At 44.0% G+C, this 25,821-nt stretch carries 22 protein-coding genes, 2 tRNA genes and 1 other RNA gene; 8 read left to right on the top strand and 17 right to left on the bottom strand.

Going from position 1 to position 25,821, the window contains the following annotated elements:
- The first annotated feature begins 52 nt into the window (after positions 1 to 52).
- Positions 53 to 1,069: a L,D-transpeptidase gene (locus H3T75_RS00690; protein WP_078475389.1), complete on the top strand. Its 1,017-nt coding sequence runs from the start codon at positions 53 to 55 to the stop codon at positions 1,067 to 1,069.
- A 38-nt stretch (positions 1,070 to 1,107) separates the two neighbouring features.
- Here H3T75_RS00690 and H3T75_RS00685 read toward each other — a convergent pair whose 3' ends face one another.
- The 12 genes from H3T75_RS00685 to tpiA all read right to left on the bottom strand — a co-directional run bounded on the left by H3T75_RS00685 (position 1,108) and on the right by tpiA (position 13,183).
- The gene (locus H3T75_RS00685) at positions 1,108 to 1,416 is read right to left on the bottom strand and encodes a GIY-YIG nuclease family protein (protein ID WP_025331387.1); all 309 of its coding nucleotides are present in this window, start codon (positions 1,414 to 1,416) and stop codon (positions 1,108 to 1,110) included.
- A 323-nt stretch (positions 1,417 to 1,739) separates the two neighbouring features.
- Positions 1,740 to 5,186, bottom strand: a complete 3,447-nt coding sequence (dnaE, locus tag H3T75_RS00680; protein ID WP_100125734.1) for a DNA polymerase III subunit alpha — start codon at positions 5,184 to 5,186, stop codon at positions 1,740 to 1,742.
- A gap of 456 nt (positions 5,187 to 5,642) precedes the next feature.
- Positions 5,643 to 5,822, bottom strand: a non-coding RNA gene (ssrS, locus tag H3T75_RS00675) — 6S RNA.
- A gap of 6 nt (positions 5,823 to 5,828) precedes the next feature.
- On the bottom strand, positions 5,829 to 6,131 hold the full coding sequence (locus tag H3T75_RS00670; protein ID WP_025331389.1) for a cell division protein ZapA: 303 nt from the start codon (positions 6,129 to 6,131) through the stop codon (positions 5,829 to 5,831).
- A complete protein-coding gene (locus H3T75_RS00665; protein WP_037393362.1) occupies positions 6,124 to 6,456 on the bottom strand; it encodes a hypothetical protein in 333 nt (110 codons plus the stop codon). Before H3T75_RS00665 ends, H3T75_RS00670 begins: the two co-directional genes overlap by 8 nt.
- 93 nt (positions 6,457 to 6,549) lie before the next feature.
- Positions 6,550 to 7,527, bottom strand: a complete 978-nt coding sequence (locus tag H3T75_RS00660; RefSeq protein ID WP_037393360.1) for an NAD(P)H-dependent glycerol-3-phosphate dehydrogenase — start codon at positions 7,525 to 7,527, stop codon at positions 6,550 to 6,552.
- Positions 7,528 to 7,853: 326 nt separating this feature from the next.
- Complete coding sequence (gene fabF / locus H3T75_RS00655; protein WP_037393358.1) at positions 7,854 to 9,101, bottom strand: beta-ketoacyl-ACP synthase II; 1,248 nt, start codon at positions 9,099 to 9,101, stop codon at positions 7,854 to 7,856.
- Between the two features lie 95 nt (positions 9,102 to 9,196).
- Positions 9,197 to 9,436, bottom strand: a complete 240-nt coding sequence (gene acpP, locus H3T75_RS00650) for an acyl carrier protein (protein WP_025331393.1) — start codon at positions 9,434 to 9,436, stop codon at positions 9,197 to 9,199.
- 248 nt (positions 9,437 to 9,684) lie between these two features.
- Positions 9,685 to 11,709 (bottom strand): prolyl oligopeptidase family serine peptidase, encoded by a 2,025-nt coding sequence (locus H3T75_RS00645; protein WP_198210760.1) that lies wholly within the window; start codon positions 11,707 to 11,709, stop codon positions 9,685 to 9,687.
- A gap of 236 nt (positions 11,710 to 11,945) precedes the next feature.
- Positions 11,946 to 12,031, bottom strand: a tRNA-Leu gene (locus H3T75_RS00640).
- 19 nt (positions 12,032 to 12,050) lie between these two features.
- Positions 12,051 to 12,413 (bottom strand): preprotein translocase subunit SecG, encoded by a 363-nt coding sequence (gene secG, locus H3T75_RS00635; RefSeq protein ID WP_025331458.1) that lies wholly within the window; start codon positions 12,411 to 12,413, stop codon positions 12,051 to 12,053.
- Positions 12,414 to 12,427: 14 nt separating this feature from the next.
- Positions 12,428 to 13,183, bottom strand: coding sequence for a triose-phosphate isomerase (gene tpiA / locus H3T75_RS00630; protein WP_084563470.1), 756 nt, complete (start codon positions 13,181 to 13,183; stop codon positions 12,428 to 12,430).
- Positions 13,184 to 13,769: 586 nt separating this feature from the next.
- On the opposite strand from tpiA, the gene H3T75_RS00625 reads away from it, so the two are divergent.
- The 3 genes from H3T75_RS00625 (at position 13,770) to H3T75_RS00615 (ending at position 16,112) form a co-directional block, all read left to right on the top strand.
- Positions 13,770 to 14,426 carry a protein-L-isoaspartate O-methyltransferase gene (locus H3T75_RS00625; RefSeq protein ID WP_084587176.1) on the top strand — a complete coding sequence of 219 codons (657 nt, stop codon included), beginning with the start codon at positions 13,770 to 13,772 and terminating at the stop codon, positions 14,424 to 14,426.
- 336 nt (positions 14,427 to 14,762) lie between these two features.
- Positions 14,763 to 14,990 carry a ChaB family protein gene (locus H3T75_RS00620; protein WP_025331461.1) on the top strand — a complete coding sequence of 76 codons (228 nt, stop codon included), beginning with the start codon at positions 14,763 to 14,765 and terminating at the stop codon, positions 14,988 to 14,990.
- 798 nt (positions 14,991 to 15,788) lie between these two features.
- Positions 15,789 to 16,112, top strand: coding sequence for a rhodanese-like domain-containing protein (locus H3T75_RS00615; protein ID WP_198210759.1), 324 nt, complete (start codon positions 15,789 to 15,791; stop codon positions 16,110 to 16,112).
- A gap of 95 nt (positions 16,113 to 16,207) precedes the next feature.
- On the opposite strand, the gene H3T75_RS00610 is transcribed toward H3T75_RS00615, so the two are convergent.
- Both H3T75_RS00610 and H3T75_RS00605 read right to left on the bottom strand, forming a co-directional pair.
- On the bottom strand, positions 16,208 to 17,101 hold the full coding sequence (locus H3T75_RS00610; RefSeq protein ID WP_198210758.1) for a DMT family transporter: 894 nt from the start codon (positions 17,099 to 17,101) through the stop codon (positions 16,208 to 16,210).
- A 313-nt stretch (positions 17,102 to 17,414) separates the two neighbouring features.
- Positions 17,415 to 17,490 (bottom strand) — tRNA-Arg (locus H3T75_RS00605).
- A gap of 306 nt (positions 17,491 to 17,796) precedes the next feature.
- Between H3T75_RS00605 and H3T75_RS00600 the strand changes: the two genes are divergently transcribed.
- The 4 genes from H3T75_RS00600 to ubiG all read left to right on the top strand — a co-directional run bounded on the left by H3T75_RS00600 (position 17,797) and on the right by ubiG (position 23,122).
- Positions 17,797 to 18,867 carry a metallophosphoesterase gene (locus H3T75_RS00600; RefSeq protein WP_084585615.1) on the top strand — a complete coding sequence of 357 codons (1,071 nt, stop codon included), beginning with the start codon at positions 17,797 to 17,799 and terminating at the stop codon, positions 18,865 to 18,867.
- Positions 18,868 to 19,177: 310 nt separating this feature from the next.
- Positions 19,178 to 20,590: an amino acid permease gene (locus H3T75_RS00595; protein ID WP_219999562.1), complete on the top strand. Its 1,413-nt coding sequence runs from the start codon at positions 19,178 to 19,180 to the stop codon at positions 20,588 to 20,590.
- A 112-nt stretch (positions 20,591 to 20,702) separates the two neighbouring features.
- Positions 20,703 to 22,367, top strand: coding sequence for a glycosyltransferase family 39 protein (locus H3T75_RS00590; RefSeq protein WP_198210757.1), 1,665 nt, complete (start codon positions 20,703 to 20,705; stop codon positions 22,365 to 22,367).
- Between the two features lie 5 nt (positions 22,368 to 22,372).
- Entirely contained in the window at positions 22,373 to 23,122 is a 750-nt protein-coding gene (gene ubiG / locus H3T75_RS00585) for a bifunctional 2-polyprenyl-6-hydroxyphenol methylase/3-demethylubiquinol 3-O-methyltransferase UbiG (RefSeq protein WP_110414587.1), read from the top strand.
- Positions 23,123 to 23,197: 75 nt separating this feature from the next.
- On the opposite strand, the gene H3T75_RS00580 is transcribed toward ubiG, so the two are convergent.
- From H3T75_RS00580 to H3T75_RS00570, 3 genes are read right to left on the bottom strand one after another with little or no spacing between them, the layout of a single operon-like run.
- Positions 23,198 to 23,635 carry an SCP2 domain-containing protein gene (locus H3T75_RS00580; protein WP_084565289.1) on the bottom strand — a complete coding sequence of 146 codons (438 nt, stop codon included), beginning with the start codon at positions 23,633 to 23,635 and terminating at the stop codon, positions 23,198 to 23,200.
- A complete protein-coding gene (locus H3T75_RS00575) occupies positions 23,622 to 24,545 on the bottom strand; it encodes a U32 family peptidase (protein WP_198211251.1) in 924 nt (307 codons plus the stop codon). The genes H3T75_RS00580 and H3T75_RS00575 overlap by 14 nt, the downstream gene beginning before the upstream one ends.
- 16 nt (positions 24,546 to 24,561) lie before the next feature.
- On the bottom strand, positions 24,562 to 25,572 hold the full coding sequence (locus tag H3T75_RS00570) for a peptidase U32 family protein (protein ID WP_078475417.1): 1,011 nt from the start codon (positions 25,570 to 25,572) through the stop codon (positions 24,562 to 24,564).
- Positions 25,573 to 25,821: the final 249 nt, after the last annotated feature.

The following is a 25,821-nucleotide window of genomic DNA, read 5'->3' as shown; positions in this document are numbered from 1 at the left end:
GACAAATTACGTTATGATTATATCCATATTGCCATACTGGATTTTAAGAATAATGTTAAAACCAATACTTTATGCAGTGGCCACTACCCTTATCTCCACTGGTGTATATGCTGCCATTCCCATGCCTGATTACGCAGTACCCAGTCAGGGACAGCAAGTTATCCTGAATGTTCCGCAACTGCGGCTATTTCTGTTTCAGGACGGAAAATTAATTAAAACTTATCCGATAACTGTAGGTAAAGCCAGCACACAAACACCGCTGGGTGAATACAAAATTGGTGCCAAAGTATCTAATCCTACATGGAGTGTTCCGCGCAGTATTCAAAAAGAAATGGCGGCAAGCGGTAAAGCCGTACAAAAATCTGTACCACCCGGCCCGAATAACCCGCTTGGTCCCGTATTTGTCCGTCTCGGTGAACCGCGGCTGGGGCTTGGCATTCATGGTACCAATGTACCCAGCAGCGTACCTGGTGTACGCAGTCATGGCTGTGTGCGTTTACGCAGCCCGAATGCACTGGATTTTGCCGCAACAGTACAAAGCGGTGCTGATGCTGCCGTCATTTACCAGCAGGTATCAGTTAACACAGATGAACAAAATGATATCTGGATTGCCGTTTATCGCGATCCTTATAATAAACGAAACCTGAACAGAAAGCTCTTAAACCAGAGTATCAGTTCATGGGCAGAACAGCATCAGCTTCGGGTTGACCAGCAACGTTTAAACAATGCTCTGGGCAAACCGGCCAATACTTTGATTTGTCTTACCTGCAGTACGGGCAAAACCAAAGTTAGCGGCAATCTGAGCTCACTACAGTGGACAAGCGGTAAAGGTGAAACTGTAGAATTCAAAAACGTTAATCCAGACAATATCAATTCTAAACAGGAAATCACACCGGAAGGCAGTAGTATTGAAGTAGATGAGGACACGGACGAAACACCTAAGCAACAAAATATTACTCCGTTACATCCAACCACCACACCTGCAAAAAAACAACCCACATCAGTAAAGAAGGTTCCAATTACTACCATTCCTGCCTCATCCGATGAGGGTTTTGATTCTCTGATGTAACATCGGACTAGCAGTTTAACTGATATATAAACTCAGTTTTAAGGAAGATAATTTTCCAGCAATTGCCATAAAACTGCCTTGTCTGAAGATTTAAGCCGCTTCAGCCGATATTCACATCGTGCTGCAGCGGCTTTAGTAATGTTCCGGCAAATCAGACGCATCTCAAGTGGCGGATACATGCGTGTATATCTTGCCCCCTTACCCGCATAATGCGCCTGCCAGCGCTTTAACGGCCGATTAGTTATCCCGCAATAAAATGTATCATTAGCACAGTATAAAAAATAGACAGCCCAATCAGCATCTGTCTGAGGTAAGGGTGGTAATGCATTCAGAACAGATGCAGACAAAATCAGCTTCATAGTTCAGTATAAACCGCAATCTCGGACTGATTGAAATTCAGTTATTCCAAACTCCGGTAAAAATTATGATATACAGCGTGTTAATAATAAACACACTTAATTCACAGCAATAAAATAATATGATTTTAAGCAAAAACCGATAATTTCAAATTTTACAGATACTGAATACAGGCCGAACACCTGGCCGCGCTTCGCCGATGTCCTTAAACATTTACCAATAACACATAAAATTTAAAATAATTATTTTTATCATACACTCAGACAAGAGAGTACTTATCGTACATAAATACGCTCAATTTTTCGGTTTACACTCAGAAACTCACCTGTACCGCCTCATCGCCTAGCAAGGTATACAGTTCATCAAATAAGGTAGCCTCAGGCTTGATAAGCCAGTTTCTATCCGCACGCAATTCACCATATGCCTGCTGATGCCGGCAGCAAAATTTCAGTGGCACATGAGCCTGCTGTTCACGGTATGGTTCCAGTAATCTGGCCAATTGTCCGACAGGAGTATCTGCAGTAATGTGTAAATGCAGACTGCGTGCATAGCGGGCGCTGGCTTGCGCCAGCGTGAATGCATCATCAGCAGTGATACGTAATCCGTCACCGCCATTGTATTCATCAACAGCAACCTTACATTCCATAATCAATACCTGATCTGCTTTCAGGCTGGCTCCGTATTCTTCCAGTGCCTGCCCCGCTACTACAACTTCCTGTTTAGCGGTACCATCCTCAAGCTGCACCACAGCAAATTTACCGCGTTTTCCCATAATATAGCGGACACCGGTAACAAAACCGGCTACTTTCTGCTTATTATTAGATGGTTTCAGTGTTGCCAGTTTGCTGCTAACCAGTGCACGTACTTTATCAGCATATGGTTCGAACGGATGGCCGGAAAAATAAAAACCCATTGCCTGTTTCTCTTCAGCCAGCTTTACCGCCAGTGACCATGGTGCTACCTTTTCCATTTGTAAAGGCTCTATAGCATCTTCAACCATATCAAACAGCCCGCCCTGATTCGCATTGGCAGCCACCTGCTCAGCATTCTCCATCGCCAGACCGATATTGGCCAGCAACTGAGCCCGATTCGGATTCAATTCATCAAAGGCACCGGCGCGTACCAAAGCCTCAATCGTACGGCGATTCAGATGTTGGCGATCTACTCGCTGACAAAAATCGAATAAATCTGTAAATGCACCACCTGTTTCGCGCGCACGTACAATGGCCTCTACGGCACCTTCGCCAGTTCCCTTAATTGCTCCAAGTGCATAACGAATCTGCTTTTTATTATTCGGAGTAAACCGGTAAAAGGATTCATTAATACTCGGTGGCAGGAAAGTAATCCCGTTTTCAATACCATCATCAACAAAAATTTTCAGCTGATCCGTATTAGTCAATTCACTGGACATCGTACCGGCCAGATACTCAGCCAGATAATGACATTTGAGCCATGCAGTTTGATAAGACACCAGAGCATAAGCTGCAGCATGCGATTTATTGAAACCATAGCCGGCAAACTTTTCCATATAATTGAAAATTTCATTGGCCGTTTGCTTATCTATGCCTTTTTCAGCGGCACCAGCCTCAAAAATGGCACGATGCTTCACCATTTCCTCAACTTTTTTCTTACCCATGGCACGACGCAGCAAATCGGCACCACCCAGTGTATAGCCACCGCAAACCTGTGCCGCCTGCATTACCTGTTCCTGATAAACCATCACCCCGTAAGTAGAATTTAATACCGGTTCAAGATTGGGATGCAGATACTCTACTTTTTCCTCACCATGCATACGCCGGATAAAATCCGGAATCAGATCCATCGGCCCCGGACGATACAGAGCCACAAACGCAATAATTTCTTCAAATTTGGTCGGACGTGCTGTCACCAGCATCTTTTTCATACCCACCGACTCAAACTGGAATACTGCTGTTGTATTACCTCTGGCAAAAATACTGGCATACGTCTCTGCATCGTCCAGCGGAATATGATTAACATCAACCTTCTGACCAGTGGTTTCCAGAATAAATTTTTGCGTCATTTCGATGATGGTTAAGTTGCGCAGTCCGAGAAAGTCGAATTTCACCAAACCAATCTGCTCAACATCATCCTTATCAAACATCGAAACCGGAGACGCATCATCACCGCTTGCCTGATAAATCGGGCAAAAATCGGCAATTTTTCCCGGAGCCATCAACACCCCGCCTGCATGCATACCCAAACCGCGCGTCAGATCTTCCAGTTTCAGCGCCAGCGTCATTAGCTCTTCAGCTTCTTCTTCCTGCAATAGTTGCCGGATTTGCGGTTCTGCTTCCATTGCTTTTGTCAGGCTGAGTGGTTTATTTGCTTCAACCGGTATCAGTTTGGACAAACGGTCACACAAACCAAACGGTAAATCCAGCACACGCCCGACATCGCGTACCACAGATTTCGACGACATCGTACCGAAAGTGACAATCTGACTGACCGCAGGCACACCATACTTATGGCGTACATACTGGATAACCCGACCACGGTTTTCCTGACAAAAATCGATATCAAAGTCTGGCATTGATACCCGTTCCGGGTTCAGAAAACGTTCGAACAGCAGGTTATAACGCAACGGGTCCAAATCAGTAATTTTCAATGAATACGCCACTAGCGAACCGGCACCGGAACCACGTCCCGGACCTACCGGACAGCCATTTTGCTTAGCCCAGTTAATAAAGTCCTGCACAATCAGAAAATAACCGGGAAACTGCATCTGAATAATAATTCCCAGTTCATAATCCAGTCGCTGCTGATATTCCGGCATTTTCTGTGCCCGTTCTGCTTCATCCGGATACAGAAATGCCATGCGCTCACGTAATCCTTCATTACTCAGCTGAACCAGCAGATCGTCCAGCGTCATCCCTTCCGGTGTCGGAAAAAGCGGCAAATAGTTTTTCCCCAGTGTCAGCGTTAGATTACAGCGTTGAGCTATAGCCACCGTATTAGATAAAGCTTCAGGTATGTCGGCAAAACGTGCCGCCATCTCTTCAGGCGTAACAAAATACTGACTAGGCATAAAATCATGCGGACGGCGTTTATCAGCCAGTACATATCCGCTAGCAATGCAGACCCGGGCTTCATGTGCCTGAAAATCATCAGTATCCATAAACTGTACCGGATGGGTTGCCACCACGGCTATCTGATGCTCAGCCGCCAGTGCCACACTACCGGCTACCACAGCTTCCCATTCCGGCCGCTCAGGTAAACGCTGCACTTCCAGATAAAAACCATCACCAAACCATTGCCGGTATTTAATTAAAGCTTGTGCAGCCTGCTCAGGTTTCTGTGACAGTAAAGCCTGACCAATTTCACCATACTGTGCTCCGGATAAACAGATTAAGCCAGTATTATCTCCTTCTGCCAGCCACTGCTGACGTACTATTGCCTGATGCGGATTGCGGTCTTCACCCACATAAGCATTTGTCAGTAACTCATTCAGACGTAAATAACCTGCATGATTTTTGACCACAAGCATCAGGCGAAAAGGCTTGTCCGGCTGTTCCGGATTCTCCAGACGCACATCTACCGCCATAATCGGCTTGATTCCCGCATTACGGCATGCCTTATAAAATTTCACCATGCCAAATACATTCATCAGGTCGCTGATACCTAATGCAGGTATTCCCAAAGTACTGGCGCGTTTAACTGCCTCTTTTATCCGTACAATACCGTCTTCAATAGAAAATTCGGTATGCAGACGCAATGGAACATAGGAAAAATTTTTGGACATAGTACTTTTCATACCAGAACAATTATTATCTGGTTTATCCGAAATAAAAAGAGAGAAAACCGGCCGGCTAAACTTTCAGCTTTCTAAGCAATATACTGAAAATTACAAATAACAGCATTCAGTGTGTCGGCCAGTGCACAAGCACATTATTACAGCGTTAATTTTACCTGATTTGTTCAAGTGAACAGCAATAATCTAGGTTAAAAACTGGCTAGTTGATTATTCAGCAGCAGTAAAGTGGGTAGTAATATAAATATACAGACCAAAAAGCATTAATTCATACTTTTACAGTTGAAAGAAATATATCCGGCCACCAAACTACCTATAAACCTTTGTCATTTAACTGAGTCGCCAGAACTTGGAAATTCAGCAAGTGCTACGCAGCTAACCGATACATACGGCAAATCGGCTAATGAAAACAGGCTGCCTGAATCATCAGACAGCCTGTTTATGAAAGTTTCCCCCGCAGGTGCCGGTTTGGACGCCATCCGCTTGAACCTTGAGGACAAGGCTGGCAGTATCGAATGGCTTCGGGTTCATTCACAGGGAATGCTCACGCCCACCATTACCCAACCGCCAAAAAAGCGAATTATTGGTTCAAAGGAATATATGTCCTTACGAACACCGCAGGGGAAGAAAACTTTATTTTACCACAAGTGTGAGTGTACTTTCACACAACTGTATCATATCCTGCATTTTACGCTCATAATCGCCAATTGCCAAATTTCCGTGCACGGTCAGTTTAAGCAGATCGTGAGCCAGATTAAGCGCGGCCATAATTACAATTTTATCTGTTTCAACAATTCTTCCGGAACTCTGAATAGCAGTAATTTTTTCATTCAGCATTTTTACTGCCTGCATCAACGTTTCGTGTTCACTTCTGGGCGTGCCTATATTAAAAGGACGACCAAGAATTTCCACACGAACCTGTTGAATTTCATCCATTTAAATCCTCCTGCATTTGAGGTAGCCGTTGCAGCAGCCGCAGCAGCTCATCACTGGATGCTTTCACTACCGAAGTAGTGCGGTTCTTTTCAGCAATCAGCCCGTCAATAGTAGTTTGCATGCTTTCCTGTAAATGAAATTTTTCCTTCTCATGCTGACTACGTATCCGTTCACGTTCTAACTGAAAATCTTCATTTTGTTTGTGTAACTGTTCTTTTGCAGTTGCCAGCTGCTGAGTCAGCTGATGTTTTTCTGCCAAAAGAGAATTGAATTGTATTACCAGCCGCTTAACACTATCTTCCAGTTGTTCTAATTGATTTTCCATTCCCTACCCGCTTCCGTCCTTAATTAATGCAGCATGAATTACCTGATTTCTCAGTACTGCTAATCCGGTTTTTTTCGTTATAACAAATAATTATTATTCCGCTTTAGGCGCTCTTTCCATCAGAATTTCTGCCATTGCCTGTACCTCAGTACGACCATGAAACAGCTGTTTCAGGATATTGGCAATCGGCATATCAACCCCCAGTGAATCCGCCTGCCTGCAAACCTCTTCTACAGTATATACACCTTCGGCGACATGTCCAAGTTCAGTTAATGCTTCAGGCAGTGATTTACCCTCTGCCAGCAATAAACCTACCCGGCGATTACGCGACAGTGATCCCGTACAGGTAAGAATCAAATCCCCCATACCGGACAAACCCATTAACGTTGTAGCCTGACCACCCAGAGCATGATTCAGGCGCGATATTTCTGCCATACCCCGTGTCATTAATGCCACTCTGGCATTAATCCCGTAGTGCAGACCGTCAGCAATCCCCGTTGCAATAGCCATGACATTCTTTACTGCCCCGCCTACTGCCGCCCCAATCACATCAGCATTCGCATATAAGCGCAGAACAGTATTATTCAGCGTAGCCGCCAGAGACTGAATCCAGGCAAAATTTTCCGATGCCAGCGTAACAGCACAAGGTAACTGCTGAGCCAGTTCCTGTGCAAAACTTGGTCCGGACAGCACACCGATGCAGTTATTCTCGGGCATAACCTCTGCCAGTACCTGCTGCGGTAACAAGCCGGTTTGCTGTTCAAATCCTTTACAGGCTGCAATAACAGGTACGTCACCCATACCGGCCTCAACCAGCTTCCGGGCACTTTCCCGCAAAGCAGATACCGGTGTGGCAATAATGATTAAATCTGCCGGCGCAAATGCATCAACAGCAGAAAGATTTTCTGGCAGAACAAAATCAGGCAGATACCGTTTGTTTACCCGCTCCTGCTGTAATTGCTGCACATGCCGGATATTGTGTGTCCATAACCAGACCTTGTGTGCATGCAGAGCAAAGTGAATGGCAAGAGCCGTTCCCCACGCTCCTGCACCCAGCACACCAATATTCATGTCAAATATTCCCTTTAACAAACTATCAGCAAATAACTGCCCTGTTTCTCAATACTTTCAGAAGCCAGATAACTTACAAATACGGCATTTCATTCATTACCGGCACAAACAGCTTTAACGAAACATATTGTATCCAAAAACTCAGACTCAGGCTGCCTGAAATACCATACCAAATTAGCAGAATACAGCTGAGTCACATCATGCACCAGTCTGCAAAGAGCGCTCCGGGCATTAATCCGCTCAATTCAATCATAGCTGCATGAATAGAAAAACACAGGCTGCCTGTCGTCAGACAACCTGTGCTCATAAAATACATTTAAAAATGATTAATCCTCAAAGCGTTTAAACGCCAGTGAACCATTCGTACCACCAAAACCAAACGAATTGGAAATAGCTGCACGAATCGGCAAATCACGCGCCTCATTGGCGCAATAATCCAGATCACATCCCGCTTCAGTATCCTGTTCAAAGATATTGATTGTTGGCGGAGATTTTTGGGTATGAATAGCCATTACTGTATATACCGCTTCCACACCACCAGCACCGCCCAGCAGATGGCCGGTCATGGATTTAGTTGAATTCACAACCAGTTTTTTAGCATGCTCACCCAAAGCCAGTTTTAATGCATTGGTTTCATTTACATCACCCAGCGGGGTCGATGTACCATGAGCATTTACATAATCAATATCTTCAGGGTTTAAACCACCGTCTTTCAGAGCACGGGTCACACCCAGTGCCGGCCCTTCAGTATTGGGCGCAGTAATATGATATGCATCTGAACTCATACCAAAACCTACCAGTTCAGCATAGATTCTGGCACCGCGTTTACGTGCATGCTCATATTCCTCCAGCACCATTACCCCGGCACCTTCACCCATCACAAAGCCGTCACGCTGTTTATCCCATGGTCTGGATGCTGTAGCCGGATCATCATTGCGGGTTGATAATGCTTTCATTGCAGCAAAACCACCTACACCCAGCTCACAAATAGCCGCCTCTGCCCCGCCGGCTATCATAATATCTGCATCACCATACTTAATCAGACGTGCTGAATCACCAATACTGTGCGCACCGGTGGTACAGGCTGAAACCATACCATAGCTCGGTCCCTGATAGCCTTTAAGAATAGTAACATGACCGGAAATCAGATTAATCAGAGAACTGGGAATGAAAAACGGATTAATTTTACGTGCCCCATGTTCCACAACAGTCCGTGCCGTTGCTTCAATCGCAGGTAATCCACCGATACCGGCACCGATATTCACCCCTACCCGGGTTTTATCCAGCCCCGGTATGTCATCCAGTCCGGCATCTGCAATTGCCTGCATCGCAGCAGCTACACCAAAATGAATAAACGAATCCATTCTGCGTGCTTCTTTTGCGCTGATGTACTGAGTTACATCAAAATTCTTAACTTCACCGGCAATCTGGCAAACTAAAGACGAAGCATCAAAATGGGTAATAGTGCCAATGCCGCTTTTACCTGCAAGTAGATTTTGCCATGCTGTGGTTACATCATTACCCACAGGAGATACCTGACCCAGGCCGGTAATGACTACTCTTTTTTTACTCATAATTTTGCTCGTAAGAAAAAAACCTCTACCGAATCAGACGAAAAGTGCGCCTTATTTCGACAGAGGAATTTGAATTTGACCAACACTACACGGAATTAATTCAAGTGAGCGCCAACAAAGTCGATAGCTTGTTGTACGGTAGTAATTTTTTCAGCTTCTTCGTCCGGAATTTCGCAACCAAAAGCTTCTTCCAGAGCCATTACCAATTCAACGGTGTCCAGTGAGTCAGCACCCAGATCTTCCTGGAAAGAAGATTCATTTTTTACTTCAGCTTCACTCACGCCTAATTGTTCTGCAACAATCTTTTTCACACGTTGTTCGATATTATTATCCATTGACTGATCTTTCTTTTCTTTGCCCGGCAGTAAGTGCGGACAGGGTTAATTGAATAAATCAACTTTTTTAGTTGTTGATATTATTGTACCTAATAAAAATAGAGTTTTCCATTTAAATTGTTTTTTGCCGTCTTTTCCGTGGTTTTCAGTGATTTTCACCGCACTTTTACTTATCACCCAAGTACAAATTTAACAGCAAGCGGCAGCCATATTAGCACAGCCTGATTTTTTGCGACAAGCAATATGATTTATATTGAATCATTATTAACAATAGTTTTATATAAAAAATTCATAATCAGAGCCAGCTCCGCTGCTGTATTTTCCTGTGTTCCGCCACCGGCATGCCCGCCAGTATCAGGTGCTGCCAGCCATACCCGCTGCTTCAGCTGCCGCAGACGCGCATAGAATTTCAGTGCATGTGCCGGATGCACACGATCATCGTGCCGGTTAGTAGTAATCAATGCCGGCGGATAGTGTTGCAAATCACCCAAATTATGATAAGGAGAAAGCAGCTTTAATGCTGGTCTTTCCAAAGAATTTTCAGGATTTCCGTATTCATCAATCCACGAAGAACCTGCTGAAAGATAAGGGTAACGCAACATATCTGTCAGTGGCACTTCGCAGACCAATGCCCCCATACTCTGCGGCTCACGGCAGAAAGCAGACGCTACTACCAGACCACCATTACTACCGCCCTGTATCGCTGTATGTGCTGCCACAGCTCGATGATGTTTATATAAATCATGCAGCACAGCCAGCAAATCACCAACACTGATATGTTTATTAATCCCTTGAGCAGCCTGATGCCATAATGGTCCGAATTCACCTCCGCCACGGACATTTGCCAGCACAAAAGCATAGCCTCTGGCCAGCCAGTGCCTGCCAATACTGCCCAGATAATACGGCAGTTGCGGCATAGCGAAACCACCATACACATAAACAATCGTTGGCGTATCCTCACCGATTTGTTTACCAACATGAAAATAAGGAATAAATGTGCCATCAGCTGCAACTGCATTAAATTGCCGCACCTGCATTCCTTGCGGATTAAATTGCCGTGGCTGGCGGCGCATAACACACAACTCACCCAGATGTATATCCAGCGTATATAAAGTCAGAGGCTCAAGAAAATTACTGATAGCCAGATACACCACATCACCGCCCCACGGCTGATCAGTAATTTCCAGTGCACCTTCCGGCAAATTCGGCAAAGTAATTTCCTGCCAGCGGCTATCTGCAAAATGCCACGCCAGCAAACGGCTATGCACATTATCCAGTATGGACACCAGCACAAACCGTCGTGTAGTTTCAATATTTTCAATAGCCTGAGTTTCAGTTGGTAAAAAAATCAGCTCAGCCGCACCAAGCTCACCTTTGTGCAACTTCACTGCCACCAGACTGCCTGCCGGATAGGATTTATTTGCCCGCTGCCAGTCACTGCGTAACTGCACCAGCAATTGCCCGTACAGATAACCCATCAATTCACAATCATCCGGCAATCCCAGCGGCTTAACACTAAAATCAGCCAGTACCTGATAATACTGTTTGTGATAAAACCCTTCTGCTGCTTCAAGTAAATCAATCGGTGCGCCCTGGCTATCCAGATAACGCCAGGCATTAACCATCATGCCTTCTGCGGCCATTTCCAGTATCGGCAGTGCTTCTGCAAAAGATTGTCCGCGGCGCATCAGCCACACTTGTCTGGGATAACCCGCCTGCGTTAACTGCCGCTCATCCCAGGCCGGACATACCCATACGCTTTCAGTATCACGCCAGCTAATAATGCTTTTACTGAGCGGAAAATGAAAACCGCCTTCGACAACTTTACGCTCAGCCAGATTAAATTCAATTGTATAAGCAGCATCAGATCCGCCCGCACTCAGACTGATTAATACATGCTCCGGTGCCTGCACATAATGAGCCACTCCCTGTAAGTACACATCATCGTTAAGCAGAGAATCAAAATCAGCTACTGAAAACAAAATTTTCCATTCAGGCAAGCCTGCACGATAACTGGCCGCAGAACATACCCTGTACACACCCTTCGGAAATTCCGCTGACTGATAAAAATGATACATATGTGCACGGTGTTCCTGACAAAAAGGAATTTGCTGCTCATCCTGCAACATTGTCACAATATCATCACGCACCGCTGTATATTCATCACTCGATGCAAACTCAGCCTGAGCAGCTGCATCTGCCTGCTGAATAAAAGACTGAGTTAGTTCACTATCCAGGTCTTCAAAATGCACAAAAGGATCAGCATCTGTCATCTTTATTTTTCCAATAATTTATATCTTTTAATCCATATAACACTTCTGATATAGCAGACTGTTTATCTGGCCGGACGAATCAGACGGTATACAGATATAAATATAAACAAATAGGGCAGCCCAGACAGGCTGCCCTATTATTTAAATAAAATCAACAATATAATTTCATTATGCTTTTTACTAGCCACACACATTCGTATATACGATGTACAAAATATAAATTGTTAATTTTTATATGGTGCCGACAACGAGAATCGAACTCGTACGACCTGAGGTCACCACCCCCTCAAGATGGCGTGTCTACCAATTTCACCATGTCGGCAATTAACTGTAAAAAATGTTTATTCCGGTATCAGCGGTTTTTGTGCCGGTTTCGCCGGTACGGCTGGCGCACTGGCAGGTGTGGCTGCCGGTACTACTACCTGTTGCTTCGGTTTCACATTACTAAAATCCAGCCCGCTGTGCCGGTGTGTGGAAATATAGCCTAAAGCTAAACAGGTAACAAAGAATACAGTAGCAGCAATTGCTGTGCTGCGACTGAGGAAATTTGCATTGCCGGCTGCACCAAAAACACCCTGAGCACTACCGGAACCAAATGCCGCGCCCGCATCAGCACCTTTGCCCTGCTGCATCAGCACCAGCACAATAACACTCAGCGCCGCGAAAATATTCACGATTAAAATAAGGGTTTTAAATGCTTCCATGATATCAACTTTTATCAAGCAGGCGCATATGCAGCCTGAATAATAGCGGCAAAACTGTCAGCCTGCAATGAGGCACCGCCAACCAAAGCACCGTCAACATGTGACACAGCCAGAATTTCAGCCGCGTTGCCCGCATTGACACTACCGCCATAAAGGACGCGGATTTTAACATCTTTACCACATAAAGACAAGATTTGCCGGTAAATTAACTCATGCATGGCGGCAATCTGTTCTGTAACCGGAACTTTCCCCGTCCCTATTGCCCATACCGGCTCATATGCCACCGCTACTTCACTCAGATCTGCCTCTGCCAGCAATGACAACTGTGCAGCTACTACCTGCTCTTCCTGTCCGGCTTCCCGTTCGGCAAGTGTTTCGCCTACACACAAAATAGGCAGCAATCCTGCTGCAATACTGTTCTGCATCTTTTCCAGCAGAATAGTATTATCTTCCTGAAAATACTGTCTGCGCTCCGAATGTCCGACCAGCACAAACTGCGCTCCGACATCAGCCAGCATCTGTGCACTTACTTCACCGGTAAAAGCTCCATTAACAGCAAACCGGCTGACATCTTCCGCGCCTACAGCCAGTGCTGTATTGGCAGCAAATTCTTTGATACCGGCAAGATAAACATTCGGGGCGGCAATACCACAATATACCTGTGCCGCAGCCGCGTTTACAGGTTGAAGCAATCCTTGCAGCAGCGTGCGGTTAGCTGCATTACTGCCATTCATTTTCCAATTACCTATTACCCACTTTTGCTGCCACATATATTTTCCCTTAAGACAAATAACATGCCAAACCTGAGCGTATGGCTATGACAGAAAGCTATTATTCATGCCATAAATTAGCTTCAGCTTTAAAATGGCGGCATTGTAACGGAAAATTACCATTTGTGCCTTGTCATTACTCAGAATTAAGCACATGTTTAACTGCAACTATATACATTTAACCCAAGGTAAATATTGTCTTAACTTGATCAAAATAATTCTGTTGACCAGATTTATTCTTTATATCTTCTAATAGAAAGAAAATAATAGAAAACAGCCATAAGAAAATCTACTTATCTGCAAAAAAACAGATAAAAACAAATTAAAAACAATTATCTTATATCGTATTGAATAAATAGCCGTATGATTTTTTCCATGCCAGAAAAAGCATCAGACATGATTCTGTCTGACTACCTGTAATCTGAACAGCAGAATTGATTAACCAATACCCTACTGCCGTACCGTAAATAGTTTTATAATTCACTTAAACTATATTCGTATACAATAGCCTAATAACAGAGCATATTGCTTTCTAAACCACTTACTATTCCACCCGCCCGGCGGGTATCAGCATTTCGGAGCAGACATGGATTTCAATAACGCCCGCTATAACATGGTTGAGCAGCAAATCCGTCCTTGGGACGTATTAGATTTTGATTTACTGGATGTCCTGTCCGACATTCCGCGTGAACGTTTTGTCCTGCCTCAGCAGCAGGAAGTAGCCTATACAGATCAGGCACTCGGGCTGGCTAACGGTGGCAAAATGCTTGAACCCAAAGTCGTAGCCAGAATGATTCAGGCACTGAAACTTAATCTGACCGATACCGTAGTAGAAATCGGCACAGGCTCCGGCTATGCTACAGCCATACTGGCAAAAATGGCCGGTAAAGTAATCAGTGTTGATATTGATGCTGAACAGCAACAGCGCGCCCAGTTAATACTTAGCGATATGGACTATACTAATATCAGCTATAAAACCTGTGATGGCTTGGCGGACAAACTCCCCGGCGCACCGTTCAGTGCCATTTATGTTGGCGGTTCATTACCCAAACTACCTGATTTATTACTGGATCAGCTGGCAGAGGATGGGCGCATGGTTGCTATTATCGGTGAAGCGCCGGTAATGCGTGCTATTTTATTTGAACGTCAGAATAATCAGCTTAGAGAAACTGTTTTATTTGAAACTGTAGCACCAGCTCTACATAGCTTAGAAATACCTGCACCAAGTCAGTTTAAATTCTGAACAAACTTTAATTCAAAATAAGCAGCGCAATTTATCATTTTGAAAATTGTGCTGTTATCAGAAAATTCTTTTTTTAAGACAATATACACCTGACAGGCTATCAATAATCATCCGCAAACTTTAATTAATATCAGTATTTAACAGATAAATTTATTTTTTATTTTTTTGTCTGATACTACTTTAAATAGCAATCCCGGCAACCATAAGCCAGTATATTGAAAAACAGCAACACATTGTTTTAAAAACTGTAAAATAAAAAAGATATTCCGAAATTTCGAATACTTATTTCATTGCTCTGGTAATATTTAAAATAATTTTATCTTCAGGAGCAGAATCATGCCTTATCAAACCCGCGCAGACTTACCGGCAGCAGTAAAACAGGCATTGCCTGAACATGCACAGGATATTTTCAAAGAAGCTTTTAATCACGCAATTCAGGAATATCAGGATCCGAAAAAACGCCGTGATAACAGTGATGCCGAAACCATTGCATATAAAGTTGCGTGGGCGGCAGTAGAAAAAACTTACCATAAAGGTAAAGATGGCAAGTGGCAGCCTAAATAATCTTTGTGATTGCCTTAATACCAACCACCAGCAATAATCTGTAAGAGTAAACGACAAAAAAGCAACGCAAACCTGTATTTAAGGCAATCAATTTGTTGACTCTATTTTAATTACACTGTGGGGATGCAGGTGTAAGTCTCTTTTCCAAAGCATAGCGTGTATCTCAAATGATAATTATGAGAACACATTTCTTTTAACACCCTGCCCGCCAGACTTTTTCCTGCTAGATGAAGCACTAATCAATATTACATTTCATGTATCAAACCAAAACCTGCTTTGGTTTTATCCTCTTTCAGTTATCGTCTGATTACTATCAACCATCACTAGAACAAAATATAGTGATTATATATATGCCATTTGACAAAACATTGTCGTAATTAGCGCGGTACAGACCTTACTTTCCTCTAAAACCGCATACTGTGACAGTGAATTTCTCATTAGAAATAGGACATACTAAAAAGTCAGACAGAATAAACTAAAAAGAGATAAAACCATGATGGAGTTTCAAGATAGTTTTGTCAGAAACTTTCAAATGAAGATTTTTATCACCATCTTAGCGAGAGCTTTAAATTATGAATGCTGACTCAGTTTAAGACAAAAAACAAACGGAAGATTTTTGATTAAGCAATATAATTATAACAATCTAAACGCTTAAATTACTCTTCCTATAGTAAGAGAATACATTGAGGTAGATAACTTATCCAATTTTATGGTTGAATACGTACGAGTAGAATTTGAGGAATAAATCAGTTTCTATAATTTAAACCATAAATGACATTTCACAAATCAGTTTATAATATGAGTATCCAAACATTGAACGCTGTCCAATTGCAGCAATGGCAACAGCAAAATCAGGATTTTGTCTTACTCGACGTTCGGGAAGATAATGAAGTTCAGTATACAGCCATACCTGGCTCTATACACATTCCGATGAATATGATTCCGTTACGCCAGAATGAATTACCGGATGATAAACCCATCGTCTTATATTGCCACCTTGGTATGCGCAGCATGCAGGTAGCTTTATATCTGCAGGAAGCCGGCTTTGAAAATCTCTATAATCTCAACGGCGGTATCAATGCATGGTCACATGAAGTAGATGCAAGTGTACCAACCTATTAATTATCAGCATTGACAATTTAAATTGAAAAGCTCCTTAATTCATGGAGCTTTTTTTGGCACAGTAAAATTTTAATTATTATCAGAATACATAGTAATTACTGCTTTTTACTCCTCTTACCCTGTGATAATACCACACCACTTAGTGTCAGCAATGTACCCACAGCAGCAATTAAGTTAAATGGTTCTTTCAAAATAATTACTGCACTGATTATTGTAATAACAGGTACTAAATAAATATAAATACTGATTTTAACAGCCCCGACTAACTTAACCGCATAATTCCATGAAACAAAGCAGATTGCAGAAGCACCTACTCCTAGAAACAGGATATTAAGCATATTAACCGGCTTGTAAAAACGTACCAGTCCCCATTCAAAATTAAATAAATACAATGCAGGCAACATCAGAATCAAGCCATAAAAAAAGAAGCGTCTGGTCAGTAAAATAATATTGCAATCAAAACTGCTGCTTTTTTTGGTTAAAATCGAATAGCCAGCCCAGAACAGACAGGCTACAACTGCCAGAAAATCACCGAGCGGATTCAGAGAAAGAACAAACTTACCATTAAAGCTAATTAAGACCACACCAAAAACTGCCAGCAGACAGCCAATATAAAAACGCAGAGAAGGTGTTTCTGCTTTTAAAAAGAACATCGCTAAAATGGCGGTAAATACCGGAGCCAGACTGGCGATTACCCCCACGTTAGAAGCTGTTGTATAAGTTAATGCAATATTCTCACATAAAAAATAGCAGGTGACTCCACAAAAACCGGCAGCCATAAACAAAAGCTCTTTCCTGATGCCCTGCCAGCTCAAAAAATGAGGAGCCAGAACCCATAGTGTAAAGTAACCCAGCATAAATCGGAAAAATAGAATTTCTATAGGTTTGAATTCTGTCAGTAAAACCTTGGTGGAAATATAGGTTGTTCCCCAGATCAATATCGTAAACAGCGCAATCAAATGCCCCTGGGCTTTTTTTGACACTAGCATGAAAAATCTCTCTATTTATACAAATCAAATACCATCAGAATTTTTTTATCCAAAACAGTTTGAACTTTTATTGATATTAAATTAAATAATTAATAAATTTTTTCCGGTAAGGCAAATGGTTCATAATGTATTACTCAATGTCTTTGTAACAATATGATAGATAATTATGAATACATTATGATAGCAACAATTATAATTTGATGATTAAAGAATGTAATAGGTTATTTAAAATCAAATATCTTTATCAACAAAAATAATTGATACACATAAAATTTAAGGGCTTTTAGCAAAACTAAAAGCCCTTAAAAAATTCTGGTGCACCCAACAGGGATCGAACCTGTGACCTCCGGCTTCGGAAACCGACACTCTTCCAACTGAGCTATGGATGCTGATAAATATTAAGAGTGGCAGATTTTAGCCCAAATCAGACAATTTGGCAAAAGCAATCTATACCCATATAACATAAAAATTATCCTCCTCCTGTTTCTAAAAAGCAACCATATGAAATTAAATATTTTATTCATATTTTTATTCAAACTGGTAATAATCACACAAAATGAGAGATTAATTGCAGTAAATTTGGCATACGTAAAATTTTTGTGCTATGTTTAATAACTTTGGTGCATTAAATTTTGTTTTATAACAAAGAAATATCCCTACAGACAGCTGTCAGGTCTGTTTAACAGGCCACATATATGTATTCTGATTCATGCTCATTTATACGTCCTCTTCCTGCCAGTACTGCACTGGATGTTATTGGTGATGTGCATGGCGAGTGGGAAGCTTTACAGCAATTATTGCATTTTCTCGGTTATGATGAGAACGGACGGCATAAACATGGCAGAAAACTGGTGTTTGTCGGCGATTTATGTGATCGCGGACCGGATAGTCCGGCTGTACTCGACTGGGTAATTCAAGCAGTCGCAGCTGAAAATGCATTTACCATTATTGGCAATCATGAACTGAATTTATTGATTGATGATCCTAAAGACGGTTCGGGCTGGTATTTTGACAACCGTCCGCAGGACGAAACACGTTTTGCACCATGGCAGCATTATCCGAAAGACAAGCGCAGGCAACTACAGGAAACCATGGCACAATGGCCATTGATTCTGCAACGCGACGATTTACGCATTGTTCATGCCGCATGGCTGCCGGACAGCATTGATAAACTGATTCATTGTGGCGAAAAATCTCTGAGTAAACAGTATCACTACTGGGAGAACCGTTTTTTTGATGATTTTCGTCAGACTGAATGGTACGAATCTTATATACAGGAAACACAGCAGCTAAAAACAGAACTGGAAGATGAAAACTACACCATGCCATTTCAGCCCGGTGTTGCTCATTATGATTTATTACGTAGCTGCCATAATCCTATACGTGCACTGACCAGCGGTATTCAGGCTTTAACTCAGCAGCCATTTTATATAAACGGCCGCTGGCGATTTACGGTAAGAAAGCCGTGGTGGCAGCAATATACTGATCCGGTGGCGGTAATTATCGGGCATTACTGGCGCAGCTGGTATGGCACAGCAGGAGTAGCCGAACATCGCAAAGATCTGTTTCCCGAACCGCCAACTCACTGGCTGGGTAAGCAGCAACAGGTATTCTGTGTGGATTTTTCCATAGGTGCCCGCTGGCGTGAGCGCAAAAATGCCATCTTACCGGCAGACAGCCGGATGCATCTGGCCGCATTGCGCTGGCCGGAAAATCTCATCATGTTAAATAGTGGTAAATACTGCCCTGCTCAACGCAATCGCTGAATAATCCTGCCAGTCAACAATACATTTGTTATAATGAACGTTTTTACAGCAAAACAGTATATGCAAAAAGGATAATAACTCCGGCAAATGCTGTTTATACATTAATCTGCAATCCACTTTGGTATAGCACACTGGACATTGTTTCAGATGGTGCCGTTGCATCATTATGCCGGTATCAGAGTAATGAATGTATGCCGGATACTGCCATACATTCATGTATACCAGAGATTATTTACTCAATACCAGAATGACAGACGCCAACTCCTCTTCCAATCAAGTTAAACGCCATCTGAAAACCCGCCATCTGTCAATGATTGCCATTGGCGGCAGTATTGGTACGGGATTATTCATGGCCAGCGGCAGTGCCATTCACGATGCCGGGCCGGGAGGTGCACTGCTCGCCTATATGGCTATCGGGGTTATGGTGTATTTCCTGATGACCTCGCTCGGGGAAATGGCAACTTATCTGCCTACCTCCGGTTCCTTCTCTACCTATGCCGCCCGTTTTGTGGATCCGTCACTGGGATTTGCATTGGGCTGGAATTACTGGTTTAACTGGGTGATTACCGTTGCAGCCGATATTTCCATAGCTTCATTGGTCATTACCTACTGGGAACCATTGCGCTTTATGCCGGCATGGAGCTGGAGCCTACTGTTTTTTGCTCTCGTGTTTCTGCTGAATATTTTATCTGTACGAGCCTACGGCGAATCAGAATACTGGTTTGCTCTGATTAAAGTAGTTACGGTAATTGTGTTTCTGGGCGTGGGTGTACTGACTATTTTCGGTATTCTTGGCGGCCAGTATATAGGCTTAAGTAATTTCACTATCGGCGACGCACCAATTCTCGGACATGGCTGGTCGGGCGGATTTTTTACCGTACTCGGTGTATTTCTGATTGCCGGTTTCTCATTTCAGGGAACAGAACTTATCGGTATTACTGCCGGTGAGTCAGAAAATCCGCAGGAAAGTATTCCCAAAGCAATCAAACAGGTATTCTGGCGCATTCTGATTTTTTATATTCTGGCCATGCTGGTAATTGGTCTGCTTATTCCTTATAACAGCGATGCTCTGCTTGGTGCAGATGTGGATCAGGTTGCAAAATCGCCCTTTACACTGGTATTTGAGCGTGCCGGTCTGGCTTTTGCCGCAGCCATAATGAACACTGTGATTCTGACTTCTATTCTTTCTGCCGGCAATTCCGGTCTTTATGCATCTACCCGTATGTTGTATGCAATGGGTAAAGACGGCATGGCTCACCGCACTTTTGCTGAAGTAAACCGTCGCGGTGTACCTGTGCTGGCACTGCTGGCGACAGCAATTGTCGTACTGGCTATTTTCCTGCTGGAAAGTGTCGATGAAGGTGCATACGAATACATTGTTGCGGCATCCGGTCTTACCGGTTTTATTGCCTGGCTGGGTATTGCCATCAGCCACTATCGTTTCCGGCGTGCTTTTGTACGGCAAGGTAATGATGTGAATTCTCTGGTTTATCGTGCTAAATGGTTCCCGTTCGGTCCCATTTTGGCGCTTTTACTGTGTATTCTGGTGATAATCGGACAGGACAGCCAGTTACTATTGCATGGTGATTTTAAATGGCAGCGCTTTGCCATCACCTATATGGGGCTGCCGGTATTCGCAGCATTCTATCTGTATCACAAGTTACGCTACCATACTCGCAAAGTACCTCTTGATAAGGTGAATCTCAGCAAACATATCGATTAAAACCGGTATTTACATTAATCATACAGACTACAGGCAGCCACAACTGGCTGCCTGCTGCATTTTCAGCTAACATTAAGCCCGTTTACTTATTATTTATTGCAGTCAGAATCACATGCTTACCTATACCCCCGCAAAATCCGGCAGTTCACCTCAGATGAACAAAAAACGTTCATGGCTGCTGCTGTTACTGGTATTTGTGTGGCTGTGGCCGGGTGTACTGCATCATGATTTATGGACACCGGGTGAACCTTATCTGTTTACTACCGTCAGTCAGTGGCAAACTTCAAACTGGGCAGTTCCGACTATTTTTGGTGAGATAAACTGGGAAGCTTCTCCGTTATATACATGGCTGGCAGTCTTATGTCAGCACTTATTCAGCCCGAAACGGATGGATGTCTATGAAGCCACCCGCCTTACCAATGTTATCCTTATAGTACTCACGTTTTCCTGTATTGGCGGTTCCGCACGCGAATTTCTCGGGCGTGGCTATGGCCGGATTGCGGTACTGATTTTATTAGGATGTACCGGTCTGCTGATTCCGGCACACTTTATTAACGACAGCATGATTCTCTGTCTTGGTGCATCCATGTGCTGGTATGGTTTTGCGCTGGCGGAACGACGTATTATGATGGCCAGCATGATGCTCGGCGGCGGTCTGGCAGTTCTGTCTTTAACCGGCAGTTTACTTTGGCCGCTATTGCTGATTCTGATCGCATTCAGCCTGCTGCTGCATTCGAAATGGCAAAGCAGGCGCTACCATCTGGTATTACTCATCTCCTTGCTCTGTGCTTTACCGCTGATGCTGATCTGGCCACTGGCCTTACATCAGACTGCTGCCAATATATTCAATTTGTGGTGGCAATACCATGCCCTCGCACCATTCGGCGGTTTCCGCCATTTTGAGGCACATTTCTCACTTGGGTATTACCTGAAAAATCTTATCTGGTTTGCTTTTCCTGCATGGCCATTAGCCATCTGGACAGCTACACGCTGTAAACTGAACAATCTGCGCTGGGGTATTCTCGGTATTATCTGGCTGAGCCTGTCTCTGCTTGTATTTGCTCTGCTGCCACAGCAATATCAGGATTTATTAGTATTTCTCCTGCCACCGCTGGCTGTATTAGGAGCAGCACAGCTGGATGCCCTGCGTCGCAACGCCATAGCATTTCTCAACTGGTTCGGCATTATGGCTTTCGGCTTTCTGGCTGTATTTCTCTGGCTGGGCTTTATTGCCATGAATTACGGCTGGCCGGCCAAACTGGCCGAACGGGCAGTTTATTTCAGCCCGTACTACCGCTACGATGTAAACTACTTTCCGGTAATTGTTGCCTGCGTACTGACACCATTATGGCTATGGGCCATTACCCGACAGCATATCCGCGGCAGACAGGCAGTCACTAACTGGGCTGCCGGCGTATTACTGGTGTGGTCTCTGCTGCTTACTCTGTTCTTACCATGGCTGGATGCAGCCAAATCCGCCCGGCCGGTTGTCCAGCAAATGCAAAACAGTCTGAGCGAAGAACAACAACAGGCTTTTATTAATATGCATGACTGCATCAGTGTTAACCAGAATAGCTTTAGCATGCGTATTGCATGGCAGCAATATAGCTGGATTCCTCTGCTGCCGGATAATCCGCACTGTAACTATCGTCTGATCAGCAGAGACTCCAAAACCACTCCGCCGCCTGAATGGCATGAAATCTGGTCTGGTGCCCGTCCGCGTGAAAAAAACAACATCATCGCCTTGTGGGTTAAATCCACTGCAACAAAGGAATAACAATTATGAATACTCCAGTAGAGCAACAAACCAGTCTGCCGGCCACACCCGCCAACGTCGATGCCGGCGAAATCGACAAATTCAGCCAGCTGGCACATAAGTGGTGGGATAAAGAGAGCGAGTTTAAACCTCTGCATGACATTAATCCCTTGCGGCTCAGTTTTATTGATAGTTATGCCCGGCTGGCCGGTAAAGATGTACTGGATGTAGGCTGTGGCGGCGGAATTCTGAGTGAAGCCATGGCAAAAGCCGGTGCCAGTAGCGTTACTGGTATCGATTTAGCCAAAAAATCCCTGAAAATCGCCCAGTTACACGCTATGCAGGAACATGTCGGCAACGTAAGCTACCGTATGGTCAGTGTAGAAGATTTAGCCGCAGAAATGCCGGCCGGCTTCGGAGCAGTTATCTGTATGGAGATGCTGGAACATGTACCCGATCCGGGCAGTGTAGTGCATGCTTGCGCACAATTAGTCCAACCTGGCGGCGTAGTTTGTTTTTCCACTATCAACCGCAATATCAAATCATATATGCAAGCCATCATTGCAGCAGAATACATCTTGCAACTGATGCCGCACGGCACCCATGATCATCGCAAATTCATCACGCCGGCAGAACTGGCACGCCTGTGTCGTCAGGCTGGTCTGGAATGGCTGGGTAGCAGTGGCTTTACCTACAACCCGTTAACCAGACGCTATCACCTTACCGACAGTCTGGATGTCAATTACATGATTGCCTGCCGCCGTCCTTTAGATTAATAACAGCCTGTTTAAAAAGCCGGTATCATAACCAGATACCGGCTACTGTAACTGTTCCTGAATCACAGCCTGTAGCTACTGCCCTACCAGTGACTTCATAACAGGAACAGTCGACCAGTCAATACTGTCGAGCAGATTTTTTACCACCAATCCCAGTTCTGTATCACCCTCGATTTTCAGCCGGCGATTGAAAAACAGCGTATCCGGATCTTCCTGCCGCAACAGCATCTTCATAAAATCGGCGGTATTGGCACTCAGACACAAATCCACCACACCAACAGCATCAGCAGCCATAAATCGTTCGTTACTGGCACTAAAACATAAATCCAGCCCCAAATCTGATACTACAATCCGGAAATGACGTCCGGCCAGCAAAGACATATCTGCCAGTAATATCTCTCTTCTGAGTAACTGATTTAAGGTATTAACCAATACCCATGCCGGTGGTTTTGCCGGCAGTACTGAAATTATCTTTTTCAAAAATACCGGCATTACTTTATCAGGCACCTGCATGTATCATCCCTTCGCATTGATTGATTCCGGCTTTACCATGCCAGTAACCATCCACCAGTACATCACCTGCATGCATTTTGAGCTCAGATAAAGCAGAAGTTGCCTTTTTTGCTCCGTCCAGAACCTGCTGATGCAATTCAATCACTTCCGCCATATACTCTTTTTGCGGAGAAATTCTTAAATATTTCACACCAATAGCCATTAGCTGCTGATAACTGGCGAGTAAAGAATGATAGCCGGCAGACATTGTCTGAATCCCGTTAATAGTCAGAAAAGCCTGTTTTTCGCGTGTATTCAGCAGCAGACCATCAGCATGTTCCAGACATTTAAATTCACAACTGTCTTTTTTCAGATTGTAATGCCGTGCGGTAAAACAGCGTGAAGAATAAGCCAACGGCAATTTTCCCCAGCCAAATACCTCACAGGTCATATCCGGCACTGCCGCAATCATCTTGGCCAGCCGGTCTGCGCCAAGCTCAACCGGAGCAATCCAGCGATAAGCCCCCAGCGACTGCATCAATGTCAGCGTCTGCTCGTTATAAATATTCAGTGCCTGCCCCGCAACAAAAGGAATTCCCTTTGCATGCAGCAGCCTCACCGCAGCAAGATCATTAGCCTCTACCTGAAAATCAGCTTGTTCCACCAGTTTACGCAGCCGCTTTAAATCAGATTCACTCTCCAGCAGCACCTGTGAAGATAAAATCACCTCATGCCCGCTGTCTGCCACATCATGAGCCAAATCAATCCAGTCGGCTACTTTCAGCTCCTGCCGGCGGGAACATACCGTCTCACCCATATAAACCGTTTTTAGTGGTTGCTCAGTTATCTGCCGGTAAAAATCCACAATCTGCTGCTTATGCCAGAAAAACAGAATCGGCCCTAACGATAAAGCCAGTTTACCCTGTTGCATCATCTACATTCCCTTATCATTTCCACGGCCGGTTATAAGCACCCAGCGTTACCTGCTGGCCTTCTGAGACTTTGGCCAGTGCCTGCTGCCACAACGGATTAACACTAAACTGTTCCGGACTTTGTATTGCCATATCCAGAGCCTGCCGTAATACCTTAGTGACCTGAGCTGTATAGGCCGGACTGCGCTGCCTGCCTTCCACTTTAATCGCCGCCACACCGATTTCCAGCAATTGCGGCAAAATTTCTATAACATTCAGACTGGTTGGTTCTTCCAGCGCATAATATGTTTCCTGATTTACCTGAAACCGCCCTTTGCATAAAGTCGGATAACCGGCCGGCTCATCCACACCATACCGGTCAATCAGAATATTATTCAGCCGCGCATCCATCCCGTTGTTATGCTGCTCCCAGCGAACATATTTTGCCGGTGAACACACACCGAAGGTATTAGGCGACTCTCCCGTCACATAACTTGAAAGCAGACAGCGTCCCTCTACCATCACACACAAACTGCCAAACCCGAACACCTCAATTTCCACAGAAGTATGTTTAATTACCTGTTCCACCTGAGGTAAGGTCAGCACCCGCGGCAATACCACCCGTTTGATACCAAACAGCTCCTGAGCCAGATTAATCGCCTCATAATTCGTAGCCGACCCCTGTACCGACATATGCAATGCCAGCTGAGGATGTGTTTTTCGCGCGTAAGCCAGCATCCCCAGATCAGCCAGAATAACCGCATCCACGCCCAGCTCAGCCGCTGTATCCACAGCCTGCTGCCATTTCAGTACATCGCCGGCCTGTGCATAAGTATTAATTGCCATCAGCACCTTACGCCCGTACTGATGTGCATAAGCAATTCCCTCAGCGGCTGACTTATAGTCAAAATTCAGACCGGCAAAATTGCGTGCATTAGTTGCATCCTTCAGCCCCATATAAACCGTATCCGCTCCATGGTCTACTGCCATTTTCAGCGCCGGTAAATTACCTGCCGGGCACACCAGTTCAGGTATTTTCCTACTCATCTGTTTTCACCAACCCCATAAATAAAAACATCAATCAGCAGGTATCAATACCTGCACAAATGCAGGATTAAAACATTTAATACAATCGAATTTATTGACAATAAACAAGCAAAAATTAAATCAAAATATTTTTAATATTTATTTAACCAATAGATACATAAATAAATAAAAAGTTTAATAAAAATAACAATGAACATAAGAATGATTGTCTAAATAAGCTGCCTTTTGCCGTAGTTTTATTTTCCGAAT

Source organism: Snodgrassella sp. W8135, from assembly GCF_016101225.1.
Classification (GTDB): Bacteria; Pseudomonadota; Gammaproteobacteria; order Burkholderiales; family Neisseriaceae; genus Snodgrassella; species Snodgrassella alvi.
Note: the sequence above shows the minus strand (reverse complement) of the source record. Positions and strands in the feature narration are given on the sequence as shown.